We start from the raw sequence: 11,800 nt of genomic DNA, 5'->3' as shown, positions 1-11,800 counted from the left end.
AATTGCATTGCTTGGGGGAAGTAAGCTTCTAGGATTTCTTTCCACGGGGAATCATTATCGGCTCTTTCTCGTTCCTCGCTCATGAGTTGATTGGTGGTAAATTCATGTTCGCCATTTTTAGATAGACTCAGCACTATTTAATGTGGCGGATTACTTCGGCTACTGACCAAGCTTGAGCGATCGCACCTCTGGGTGTATGAGGTGAATCGCCATCAAAAATCTCAGAAATAGAACCAAGACAAGCGTCAAATAGGAAGTGATTTAGCAGGGGTTGCCAATCAAAAGGCAGCGATTGTTGTGGATAAAAACGTTGCCAAGCCCGAATATATGGGCCAATTAGCCAAGCCCAAACAGTTCCTTGGTGGTAGGCGCGATCGCGTTGCTCTGGGTTACCCTCATATTTCCCTTTATATTCGGGATCTCCGGGATCGAGAGTGCGAAGACCATAGGGAGTCAGCAAGCTAGCAGTTGCCAAATCTAATATTTGACACCCTTGCTGTTCAGAAAACCCACAATGATACAGCGACAGCGCCAAAACGGCATTAGGACGAATTTGAAAATTCCGGCGATCGTCCAGATCAATAGTATCGTACAGATAACCTAGCTGAGGATTCCAGAACTTTTGCAGCGAGGTTTTTACACGTTGTGCTTGTTGAGCATAACGCTGTGCTTGCTTAGTCAGACGCACTGGCTCACCAAACTCAAGCTGGCTCAAGCGCTCTGCCCACTGACTCAGCCAACATAAAGCAGAATACCACAGCGCATTGATTTCCACTGGCTTACCGTGACGGGGAGTAACGGGGTGTACCCCAATTACTACATCCATCCAGGTCAGCGCTACACCACGAGCATCCCAACTGACTAGCCCATCAATAGCATCTACCTGGATATTGAAATGTGTACCACTGACAAATGCTTTGTAGATTTGCTGTACTACGGGGAATTGCTCTGCTAAAAACTGCCAGTCTTGGGTAGCTTCCAGATAAAGTCCTAAAGTTTCAATCCACCACAGCGCCGCATCAACACTGTTATAAAACGGTTCGCCATCGACATCAGGAAAGGCATTAGGAATCAAACCGTAGCGACAGTAATGCCCAAAAGTTCGCAATACTCCTTTTGCTAGATCAAATCGCTGTGTAACTAACGTCAATCCCGGTAAGGCAATTAAGGTGTCGCGTCCCCAGTCATTAAACCAGTGATAACCAGCAATGACTGTGGGGCCTGCAATTGAGGCTCGATAGACGATAAATTGATCGCTTGCTCTGAGTAGTTGTTGCCAGATTGAGGATTGGACACTTGTACTGAGCGTTGCCGTTGGCATGGTTACTGAGCTTTGTCGTTCGCGCAGCGTCTCGTAGAGAAGTGCAGCCTCTCGTACAGAAGTATTGGGCAGGTATTGGGTATTAGATATCGGACTTTGGTAATTATCCTTCTCCTGCTCCTCTGCTCCTCTACCTCCTTCTCTCCAGCCAAAAATCTGTGAGAGCCGCTCTTGCTCTGCCTCCACGGCTTCTGCAAAGGTATCGGGGGTAAGAACACTTGGCATTGGGTCGGGAAAACCTACTCGTGCTTCTAGAGTTACCGTATCTCCTGGTTGGAGTGTGACTATCAAATAACCAGGACTGTAGAGGTCTTCTTTGTCGCCTAATCCCCGTTTCGTCTCCTCAGGCAATCCATAATTCCAGTACCAAACTGCATCTGGTTGATAATTTCCTTGTGTCCAGCGCAAGTGCCAAGGTATACCGAAATGCCCAGAATTTATTGCTTGCAGACAGACTTGCTGTTGCCCTAACACTTGTGAGAAGTGTAAATTTGGACTAACGGCTTGCTGGTGGTGAAAGTCACGTTCTGCGATCAGCAGTCGTAGCCGTAAAATTGCTGTATCACTTCCGTCATAACGATACTGGATTAGAGTCCGATGGCAAAATTGGGAGTGGTAAGTATGATTCTCTTCTCCACTCCCTACTCCCCATTCGCTACTCCCTTCCCAACCATAGGGCATCACCAATTGTCTAGTTAACTGCCAGTTATCTTGACCCCAAATCCATTTTGGAACTGGGTTAATATCAAAACCACGCAGCAGTTCGCAGCCGGTCGGCTCCATCTGACCGTTACCCCAAAAATTTGTCCCCAGTGCGACAACGCTCCCTAATACTTCTAAGCTAGCTTCTAGGTGCGAAAACAACAGAGTCCGTCCAGAAGGGGGGTTTGTAGCGGCAAACAACCAACCATGATAAGTACGTGTGCGGACATCAGAAACTGTACCACTAGCAAAACTTCCTAAGCCATTGGTAAGCAACCATTCTCTTGTATCTAAATCAAGCATTTGTTACTCAAAATCGTTATGAGTATGATATAGTCGTAACAGATCGTAATCAAACTGTGAGAGCGGGGATGGGTGAGTTTTACTTAACCCAAATTCCAACGCTACTAAACCGATAAAGGAGAATTAAGTTAATGTCCCACACTTACGGAACCGAAGGATGCCTCCGCGTTGGTCAACAAGCTCCCGATTTCACAGCAACGGCTGTGGTAGATCAGGAATTTAAGACAATCAAACTTTCCGATTATCGTGGTAAGTATGTCGTTCTGTTTTTCTACCCCCTAGACTTTACCTTTGTTTGTCCCACTGAGATCACAGCATTTAGCGATCGCCACGAAGAATTCAAGAAAATTAATACAGAAATCCTTGGGGCTTCTGTTGACAGTGAATTCTCTCACCTCTCTTGGATTCAAAGCGATCGCAAATCTGGTGGTGTCGGCGACCTGAATTATCCTCTAGTTTCCGATATCAAGAAAGAGATTAGCGCTGCTTACAACGTTCTTGACCCAGCAGCAGGTATTGCTTTGCGTGGTCTGTTCATCATCGATAAAGATGGTATCATACAGCACGCCACTATCAACAACCTAGCATTTGGTCGCAGTGTTGATGAAACCCTGCGGACATTACAAGCAATTCAGTATGTTCAGTCTCACCCCGATGAAGTTTGCCCAGCTGGTTGGCAACCTGGTGACAAGACAATGAATCCTGACCCAGTGAAGTCTAAAGTTTACTTCTCTGCTGTCTAAATTTTGTTAGCTAGCAAACTCTAATCCATCCTGTTGGAGTTGAGAGCAAAATCATTTAAAACCACAGATAAACAGAGATGCACATTAAATAACAATACGGTTCGGTTAAGGTGAATAGTCCTTAAAGATCCCCCTTAGTCCCCCTTAAAAAGGGGGAAATAGAGCCATTCTTAGCCCCCCTTTTTAAGGGGGGTTGGGGGGATCAAGTCTTATCCGAACCGTATTGCATTAAACAGTGTTAGCCTCCGTATATATCTGTGGTTTTCTCATAAAATGGTATTTAAATAATCAGAGTTAAAAATATGTTTACTTCAACTGATTTTAGTGGCTTATTAAATGAGCGATTTTTCCGCAATTTTTTGCCGATTCCAGCTAGCAATAAACTCAGATTGGAAGTGGGAACACCAGACTTTCAACTGCCAGATATTACCAACGGAACTTTAGTAAAGTTATCTGATTATAAAGGTAAGCAACCAGTGTTACTCGCCTTGACTCGCATCTTTACCGAAAAGCAATATTGCCCTTTTTGTTTTCCTCATATCAAAGCTTTAAACGAGAACTACGAACAATTTAAAAATCGTGGTGTAGAAGTTTTGATGATTAGTAGTACCGATGAGCGGCAGAGTCAAATAGTTGTGAAGGATTTAGGCTTAAAAATGCCGTTATTGAGTGATCCCAGTTGTCGAGTGTTTCGTACCTATCAAGTAGGGCAATCACTGGGAGCGCCTTTACCAGCACAGTTTGTATTAGATAAAGAAGGGAGACTCCGCTATTGGCATTTATTTTCTTTTTTGGATCACAATGCTAGCATTGAGACATTGTTAGAACAATTCAATGTTTTATAAAGGTTTGCTCAAGATATTTTTCGTAAAAATTCAGAGTTGAAGAAGAATTCAGAAGTCAGAATTCAGTTAGGTATTCTGACCGAAAAAGCCTGTAAGGGTAATTCATGAATTACCCCTATAGGTGGAAGGTTATTCAAAGGCTTCGCGCAGAATAGTCTGTCGTAAATTTTCTGTTAGATTTTTCTGATATTGAATTTGTTTTTCCAGTTCATCAACTTTTTTCATTAATAGCATCAACTCTCTCTGCTCATTAATTGGAGGTAGCAGAATTTCAATTTTTGCAATATCCTTTACTGTAAGAGATACATTAGCGGCACCTCTCATTAAAGGAACTATTTTTATATCTTTATAAAACAATAAATATTGATGTAAAAAAGCAGCAGAAATATCCGTATTATTCTTTGGAATAATTGCAGCTAAAATTGTTCCGAGAGCAAATTTACCTTCCTGATAATGAATATAATTAAGACTTTTTTTCCCGTGACCGCTTGAAGAAACAAGAGGAATGCAGACGGCTTAGGTATCAAATTAGAGCCAAAGTTTGGGGGGTGCAGTAGGTTAGCAGAGATATTGGGAGACGTTTCACATGATAGTGTGAATCGGTTTTTGTTGAGAGAGATATACGAACCGAAAGATTTATTCAACATAGGAGAGAAAATCATTAACTTGGTAGGAGGGATACTAAGTGTAGACGATACAGTTATAGAAAAAATTTACAGCGACCCAAAAAATGCCGAATTAATCAGTTATTTTTGGTCAGGAAAAGCCCATAAAGCTATTATTGGCTTAAATTTAATCACTTTATATTACAGCGATACTAACGGTAATTCAGTACCAATAAATTACAGAATATATGACAAAAAAGAGGAGAAAACAAAAAACGATTATTTTAGAGAAATGGTGAGTGAAATAATAAGCTGGGGAGTCAAGCCAAGAATAGTAACAGGAGATAATTGGTATTCAGGAGTAGAGAATTTAAAATTTCTAAAAAACCAGAAACTGGGTTTTCTATTCGGGATTGAAAAAAATAGAACTGTCTCAAATGAGCCGCATAAGTATTGCCAGGTAAGTACCTTGGTGATTCCAGAGTCAGGATTAAGAACTCATCTGAAAGAATTTGGATTTATAAAGTTGTTTAGGAAAGACTTCAAGAAAGAAGACTCTAGACACTATATTTTGTATATTCAAGATGAGGAAAAAATCAAGGAGATAACCAGAAATGAATTTATCACAATTCATGATACCCATTGGGGAATTGAAACCTTTCATCGAGCTATAAAACAAGTATGTGGAATTTGTCGATTCATGGTGAGCCAGCGCGTTGCGGGGGTTCCCTCCGTTGTAGCGACTGGCGAACCCGTAAGGGTTAGAGATACCTATGCAATCAAGACTCACATATTTTGTTCACTTCAAGCTTTTATTAGATTGGAGTTTATGCGGTCTGAAAAAGTAATTAGCAATTGGTACGAAGTACAACGGAATATGTTTACATTAGTTGTACGTGAGCATATTTTTGCAAACCTTACAGCACTTCCGGCAGCTATGAGGTACATCCTCAAATCTGAAAGCTATGCTAGGAGAGGGGCAAGAAGAAAATTGTATTGCATAATAGCGGGAAGCGCTGTAGCAGTGATGGCATTATCTAGATTCCATAGATGATCCTTTTTGTCAATGCGTAAGTCCTAATATAGCAGGTTTTCTGATGTTGACACTTTATCACCAGCCTTTTTCTCCCAATTCGCGCCGTGTTTGGATTACTCTCTTGGAAAAAGGACTTGAGTTTGAATTAGTAGAAATAAGACTGGATGGAGAGCAGTCTAAACCAGAGTTTTTGGAAATTAGCCCCTTTCATCACATTCCAGTTTTGGTAGATGACGGCTTTAATGTAGTGGAATCTTTAGCAATTCTGGACTATTTAGAAACAAAATATCCTACGCCTGCGATGTTGCCTAAAGATACCAAAGATTTAGCGATCGCCCGTATGGTACAAATGGTAACTGTTAATGAACTTTTGCCACCAACTACTACGTTTCTACCTCAGATATTAGGCTTACCTGAAGCACCTCCAGAAAAAATCGAGCAAGCAAAGCAAAAAATTTCAATAGTGCTGAAGTTTTTGGAAAGTTTACTTGACGATCGCCCTTACTTCGGTAGTGAAAACCTCACTCTCGCCGAAGTTGTGGCTGGAACTGTAGTAATATGGTTGCCGATAATCGGGATTTCTTTAAATGATTATCCAAAACTCAGTGCTTGGTGCGATCGCTTAATTGCACGTCCAGCATGGCAAGCTACTGAGTCTACACCTGAGATAATAGAAAGCTTTAAGTCGATGATGGTGTCGAGAATGGCACAGTAAATTTATACCTAATTAATTTAGAGACGCGAAACTTTGCGTCTCTACAATCCAAAATCTTCACAGCTTAACTTGCTGCAAATGACTACGGGGATTATATGTACGTATAGCCCGGATTTTTTCATAATATTCCCGCTCTTGTTGGCTGAGGTCTTTTGGTGGGGCGATCGCTACCTTCACCAATTGATCGCCGCGTCCACCTTTGGCGAGAGGCCAACCTTTACCACGTAAACGCAAGGATTGACCAGAACGCACCCCCGCAGGCAGCTTGACATTAACTGAACCATCGGGTGTGGGTACATCAATAGACGCTCCCAGAGTAGCTTCATCTGGAGTAATTGCCACTTCGCAAACCAGATTATCGCCTTCCATTTGAAAGAACGAGTGCGGCTGAAGTTCGACTTTTAAGTATAAATCCCCCCGTTGTTGAGTCATGGGGTTGATTTGACCTTTACCGCGTACACGTAGGCGAGTACCAGTTTTAGCCCCAGATGGGATGCGGACATCAATTGTTTCATTGCCTAAACTAAAGCGTTTCTGCACACCGTTAAATGCTTCAGCAAAAGTTAGAGCGATCGCAGCTTCACTATCCTGAGCAGTACTAGCACCTGCATCTTGAAACCCAAAATCGTTAAAGCTGCCAAAACCACTTGGCGCACCTGTAGAAGTGCGGTAAGAATAGTTTTGTCGCCCAGCACCAGGACTAGCACCACCAAAGCGTCCTAGTAACTCATTGATGAACTCATCAAAATTGCCGTATTGGCTGAAGTCAAAGTTACCCATATCAGCACCAACACCGCCAGATGGGAAACCTTCACCAGCTTGTTTCCAATATTGACCGAATTGATCGTATTTTTTCCGTTTATCTGGGTCTGAGATAACTTCGTAGGCTTCGCTAACTTCTTTAAACCGTGCCTCTGCCTGTTTGTTGCCTGGATTAACATCAGGGTGAAATTTGCGGGCTAGTTTCCGAAAGGCTTGTTTAATTTCCTCAGGAGTGGCAGTTTTACTGATTCCCAAAATTGCATAATAGTCTTTGAAGTCGGTTGCAGCCATCTACCAGCCTCCTATATAAATTCTCGTTATGTTTTTTTAAGATAAGAGATGTTTAATTTGCCAGGGATAGTGCCAAGCAAAAATACTCTGATTTTAAATTAACAAACAATATCGAAAATCAAGTGTGGTTCTTGCTCACTGCGCGATCGCAATTTCCGTACTCAGATTTTTCTGATAAGCGAAACAGGCTGTCTAGCCCTTCTTCCAGGCTTGGGGGGGCATCCCGGAGTTGACGGTGCATTCGCAAAATAATTTCTTCTGGAACTTGGTGCGATCGCCTTTTATTACGTGCTAAACACAGCCAAACTGGCGTATCTACCCAAATTCCCCTAATGTGAGTAAAGCCCAAGTCACGGGCTAAAGCAATGACTTCACGACGATGGCAGCGCTGGGCATTGGTAGCGTCGAAAATTGCCGTTCTATGTATGGAAGTCGCTTGCTGAAATTGCCGCTCAATTTCCCGCCAAATTAGTAGCCACGAACCCTGAACAGATTGGGAACCAAATAATTGCCCCCGGATGGCATCCGTAGAAATCAACGACATCTGGGGGCATTCTGCCAGTAATTTTTTTGCCAAAGTTGACTTACCGCTACCTGGTAGACCAATTAGTAAGATGAGTTTAGTCATTTGTCATTTGTCCTTTGTTACTATTAACCAATGACTAATGACTAATGACTAATGACTAATGACTAATGACTAAATGATGGTTCCATCGAGAATTACAGCATTTTTCAGCACTACGACAATACCACTGCGGATGTAAAAACCTTGACTTTCGCGGTCAGCTTCTTGCACGTCATCTTTATTGATAATTTTCACATTGTGACCGATGCGGGCATTTTTATCGATGATGGCACGGCGAATCAGCGTGTCACTACCGATACCTACGGGAATGTCATTTTCTACTAAGTTATCTTGGCGTTCTACAGAAGCTTGGTAAAAGTCTGCACCCATGAGCAAAGATTCCTCAATGACGCAACCAGATTCAATCCGCGATCGCACCCCTAAAACCGAATGTTGAATGCGGCAATTCTTCAAAATACAACCTTCGCCGATAATTGATTCGGTGATGTGGCAATCTAAAAGTTTAGTTGGAGGCAAGTAACGAGGGCGGGTATAAATTGGCGCTTTTTCATCGTAGAAACTAAAGGGTGGCTGGGGTTGCTGAGTCAGCGCTAAGTTTGCATGATAAAATGCATCAATTGTTCCTATATCTTCCCAATAGTCATCAAATAAGTAGGCTTGAACATTGTAATCCTTAGAGGCATCAGGAATAATTTCTTTCCCAAAATCCGTCCGCTCTAAAGATTCTCTCAATAACTTGAACAAAACCTCTTTTTTGAAGACATAAATCCCCATCGAAGCGATGTAGGGCTGTAATTTGGCTTGTTCTTTTGTCAAACCCAGTACGCTTGTATCAACGCGCATTTGGATTAACGCTTCACCTTTGGGTTTTTCGCTAAAGTCAATTACCCTACCAGAATCGTCAATTTTCATCAAGCCAAAATCCGAGGCGCGGCGTTCGTCGATGGGGATAACTGAGAGAGTAATATCAGCACCGGTTTCTCTATGGCGCTGGATAAACAGGCGGTAATCCATGCGGTAGAGGTGATCTCCTGAGAGGATTAGATATTCGTCTGCATTCCATTCTTCCAACAGCCAAAGATATTGACGCACAGCATCGGCTGTACCTTGGAACCAGTTGGGGTTTTCTGGTGTTTGCTGTGCGGCTAGCACTTCCACAAACCCTTCGCTGAAGCCACTAAAGTTGTAAGTACGGGTGATATGGCGATTCAGAGAAGCTGAGTTAAATTGTGTCAGAACGTAGATTTTGAATATTTCGGAATTTATGCAGTTACTGACAGGGATATCGATTAAACGGTATTTCCCTGCTACTGGTACTGCTGGTTTAGCACGGAGTTTGGTTAGTGGGTAAAGCCGAGTACCCGCGCCACCACCAAGGATGATTGATAATACTTTTTTCACAAAATTTCTCCCGACTGCCTTTCAACTCTCATATTCAGTTTAGGACTGTATGTAGCACCTGATAAGTGGCGATCGGAGATTCTTAGGGATGAATTTCTAAAATACCGTTGGTGTTCAATGATGCTACTAGGGAAAAATAGAACATTTGTATTATCTTAATCGGAAAGAATGGAGAGCGATCGCTACATTTGGTATCTCAACAGACAATTTTATAAAACTAACCCTAAAGTAAGCAGCAATCGTGATTAGATCAAACACCCAAACTGCCTATACCTCGGCTCCTATTAACTAAACGCAATGTCTGTGATAGTTTTAAATACTTTACCCAAGGTTGCTCTGACAAATGGGAAATGGCATTTAATGACAGCGTTGCTGTGAAAATATCTTTATCACTGGTAACATCACTAATGCCCAAACTTTCTAAAACCGCAGTTGGAGTAGAGTTTAACATTGGTTCAGTATGAATAAAAACTGCCAAACTCGGCTCTTCTGGGTTTTGAACATCATTGAGCGCTGCTGTAAGAGCAGCATCTAGCTTCTGATAATTCATCAGCAATTCCTTTGGTAAAAGTGAGGCAATTTTTAGCTTATCTTAGAGGTTGTTTGAAAAGTCCTCTTATCGGTAGCAAATACTTTGAGATCCACCTAAATCCCCAGTATGTTTTTAAGGGTAGGCAAATAAGTTTTGAATACTTCAGCTAGTTTACTAGCATCCGTAACAGTAGATGCTATACCTTTAAGGGCATTGAGAGCCATCGAGCAGAATTTGTTTTCCCTTTCTCCTGAAGGTTTTTTCCCTTCCTCTGCTATAGTTTCTACATATTCTAATGCCTCTTTCTTTTGATTCTCAGAAAGGGCTGGTTCATCATTGATAGATTTTTGCAAAGTTGTTAAAATCTTTGCTAGCTGGTCGCTAGTATCAGTACTAATATCCCTAAGTTTCTGAATCGAATTGTTAACTTGGCTGTTAGCTTCTGCCAGTGTCAAGTTAGAGTTTGTCACATCGCCGCCTACAGTAATTTTATTACCGCTAGACATATCAACATTTCGGCCGGCGCTGATGTTTTGATTATTGCTTTCCATGATTTCAACTTCTCCAGATGGATTTAGTAATATATTTGCTTTTTCGCCTTGAATAGATAATTCGTTATAATAATAATTTGTAATTGTTTGATGAATCGCTGCTTTATCGGCTTCTGGCAACACACCAACTTTGGCAATGTATACTTCATCGCCTTTACTTTCAATACTATAACGAGAACGGTCTAATCTTTCATACTGCACAGCGGCTTTAGCAAGTGAAATGCCAAAAGCCCTAGAGTTAAACTTTCCTTTCAAGATGATATCAACTGTTTCTTGTAATTTCTCAATCCATTTTTCAAAGTCACCATCTTGAAACTCGCCACTATCTGGCTTACGTTCTGAAAGAATAATGCGATCGCCTTGTTTAGTACACTTTAAATAAATGTGTGAACATTTTACCCCCGTGAAGCGAGTATTTTTATTGATATTCCATTCTTGGATGCAAGCACCGCTCAAGGTTGCTTCAGAAAAATCTACATCTAAAGCATTTATTCCGGTTAAGATTGCCCCTGTTAAATCAGCATTCGTTAAATTAGCACCATTTAAGTTAGCGCCGGTATAATCTTCATTATTACCTCTTTTGGTTACTAGCAATTTCCTAACTTTGAAATTTTCCAGTATCGTTCCTTGCAGTCGGGAAAATTCTAACCCAGTTACTTCCTCAAAGCTAGTGCGAGTTAAATTAGCTTTTCTAAAATCTGTATAAGGTAAATGTGCGCCATCAAAGCAAGTATCTGTTAAATCTGCTTTATAAAAAGATGTTCCACCTATTGATGTCCAGAATACAGCTACTTCCTTAATCCATCTAAATTTAGGTGAGCCTTTGATTGCTTTTCGTGCAATAAGTGCGGCTGATATTATAACCGGAATCGCTGCAATTATAGTTACAAGACCATCACCATCCTTTTCATTTAATATAATATTTGACACGCCTATAATTAGAGCTTCAGCAATCAGTCCATATCCCATAACAGCTAGGAATTCACCTATAATTCCACAGTATATGGAGCTAATCGTTATAAACAATGCTGTAATAGTTGTACTAACCCACGCAAAAGCTATGCTTAAGCCTAGACAAAATAGCCAGAATCCTATTCCAGGTATCTTGTTATTTGCCTCGAAACAAACATAAATAACAATTCCGATAACTATCAACGCAACAACACAAGTAGCTGATACTACTTCATAACTATGAATTACAAATATTATTATTGCTATGCTGTATAAAATTATTGCAGTAATTTCTATGAAATTAAAATGACTAACTTTCTATACTTTTGCAGAAATTGACCCAGAAATTAAATTCCTGAGCTAAGTATCAAAAAGTTGCAACTGGTGGTCTAGGCGGCTAAACGAAGAATTTGATCTAGCTCACGTGAGCGTGGCGTCAAGTCCCCTTCAGGAGCG

General features: G+C 41.3%; 10 protein-coding genes and 1 pseudogene. 4 read left to right on the top strand and 7 right to left on the bottom strand.

Translation table 11 applies throughout. The features are described from left to right. Window positions 1–133 precede the first annotated feature (133 nt). Complete coding sequence (locus ACEW80_RS09425) at window positions 134–2,326, bottom strand: amylo-alpha-1,6-glucosidase (RefSeq protein WP_373526328.1); 2,193 nt, start codon at window positions 2,324–2,326, stop codon at window positions 134–136. A 131-nt stretch (window positions 2,327–2,457) separates the two neighbouring features. Here ACEW80_RS09425 and ACEW80_RS09420 point away from each other — a divergent pair, with 131 nt between their 5' ends. Together ACEW80_RS09420 and ACEW80_RS09415 are read left to right on the top strand one after the other, a co-directional pair. Next, window positions 2,458–3,069: a peroxiredoxin gene (locus ACEW80_RS09420; RefSeq protein WP_373526327.1), complete on the top strand. Its 612-nt coding sequence runs from the start codon at window positions 2,458–2,460 to the stop codon at window positions 3,067–3,069. Window positions 3,070–3,371: 302 nt separating this feature from the next. Next, window positions 3,372–3,914 carry a peroxiredoxin family protein gene (locus ACEW80_RS09415; protein ID WP_373526326.1) on the top strand — a complete coding sequence of 181 codons (543 nt, stop codon included), beginning with the start codon at window positions 3,372–3,374 and terminating at the stop codon, window positions 3,912–3,914. A 129-nt stretch (window positions 3,915–4,043) separates the two neighbouring features. Here the strand turns inward: ACEW80_RS09415 and ACEW80_RS09410 are convergent, their stop codons facing one another. Continuing rightward, the gene (locus tag ACEW80_RS09410) at window positions 4,044–4,373 is read right to left on the bottom strand and encodes a restriction endonuclease subunit S (protein WP_373526329.1); all 330 of its coding nucleotides are present in this window, start codon (window positions 4,371–4,373) and stop codon (window positions 4,044–4,046) included. 63 nt (window positions 4,374–4,436) lie between these two features. On the opposite strand from ACEW80_RS09410, the pseudogene ACEW80_RS09405 reads away from it, so the two are divergent. Then, window positions 4,437–5,438, top strand: a pseudogene (locus ACEW80_RS09405) (transposase); the annotation flags it as partial. 178 nt (window positions 5,439–5,616) lie between these two features. Continuing rightward, entirely contained in the window at window positions 5,617–6,270 is a 654-nt protein-coding gene (locus ACEW80_RS09400; RefSeq protein WP_373526325.1) for a glutathione S-transferase family protein, read from the top strand. Between the two features lie 57 nt (window positions 6,271–6,327). On the opposite strand, the gene ACEW80_RS09395 is transcribed toward ACEW80_RS09400, so the two are convergent. The 5 genes from ACEW80_RS09395 to ACEW80_RS09375 all read right to left on the bottom strand — a co-directional run bounded on the left by ACEW80_RS09395 (window position 6,328) and on the right by ACEW80_RS09375 (window position 11,362). Beyond that, on the bottom strand, window positions 6,328–7,323 hold the full coding sequence (locus ACEW80_RS09395; protein ID WP_373526324.1) for a DnaJ C-terminal domain-containing protein: 996 nt from the start codon (window positions 7,321–7,323) through the stop codon (window positions 6,328–6,330). Window positions 7,324–7,441: 118 nt separating this feature from the next. Beyond that, window positions 7,442–7,951: an AAA family ATPase gene (locus ACEW80_RS09390; RefSeq protein ID WP_373526323.1), complete on the bottom strand. Its 510-nt coding sequence runs from the start codon at window positions 7,949–7,951 to the stop codon at window positions 7,442–7,444. Window positions 7,952–8,020: 69 nt separating this feature from the next. Continuing rightward, entirely contained in the window at window positions 8,021–9,310 is a 1,290-nt protein-coding gene (locus tag ACEW80_RS09385) for a glucose-1-phosphate adenylyltransferase (RefSeq protein ID WP_373526322.1), read from the bottom strand. Between the two features lie 250 nt (window positions 9,311–9,560). Continuing rightward, window positions 9,561–9,860, bottom strand: coding sequence for a hypothetical protein (locus ACEW80_RS09380; RefSeq protein ID WP_373526321.1), 300 nt, complete (start codon window positions 9,858–9,860; stop codon window positions 9,561–9,563). A 95-nt stretch (window positions 9,861–9,955) separates the two neighbouring features. After that, on the bottom strand, window positions 9,956–11,362 hold the full coding sequence (locus ACEW80_RS09375; protein WP_373526320.1) for a pentapeptide repeat-containing protein: 1,407 nt from the start codon (window positions 11,360–11,362) through the stop codon (window positions 9,956–9,958). Between the last annotated feature and the right edge of the window lie 438 nt (window positions 11,363–11,800).

The sequence above is a fragment of the Nostoc sp. genome, from assembly GCF_041747015.1.
GTDB lineage: Bacteria > Cyanobacteriota > Cyanobacteriia > Cyanobacteriales > Nostocaceae > Nostoc.
The sequence above is the reverse complement of the archived record's forward strand: the minus strand, read 5'-3'. Positions and strand labels throughout refer to the sequence as shown.

What these genes read in the sequence shown, in the direction of transcription:
- ACEW80_RS09425 (WP_373526328.1), bottom strand. Translation starts at nt 2,326, where the DNA reads ATGCTTGATTTAGATACAAGAGAATGGTTGCTTACCAATGGCTTAGGA.
- ACEW80_RS09420 (WP_373526327.1), top strand. Translation starts at nt 2,458, where the DNA reads ATGTCCCACACTTACGGAACCGAAGGATGCCTCCGCGTTGGTCAACAA.
- ACEW80_RS09415 (WP_373526326.1), top strand. Translation starts at nt 3,372, where the DNA reads ATGTTTACTTCAACTGATTTTAGTGGCTTATTAAATGAGCGATTTTTC.
- ACEW80_RS09400 (WP_373526325.1), top strand. Translation starts at nt 5,617, where the DNA reads ATGTTGACACTTTATCACCAGCCTTTTTCTCCCAATTCGCGCCGTGTT.
- ACEW80_RS09395 (WP_373526324.1), bottom strand. Translation starts at nt 7,323, where the DNA reads ATGGCTGCAACCGACTTCAAAGACTATTATGCAATTTTGGGAATCAGT.
- ACEW80_RS09390 (WP_373526323.1), bottom strand. Translation starts at nt 7,951, where the DNA reads ATGACTAAACTCATCTTACTAATTGGTCTACCAGGTAGCGGTAAGTCA.
- ACEW80_RS09380 (WP_373526321.1), bottom strand. Translation starts at nt 9,860, where the DNA reads ATGAATTATCAGAAGCTAGATGCTGCTCTTACAGCAGCGCTCAATGAT.
- ACEW80_RS09375 (WP_373526320.1), bottom strand. Translation starts at nt 11,362, where the DNA reads ATGGGATATGGACTGATTGCTGAAGCTCTAATTATAGGCGTGTCAAAT.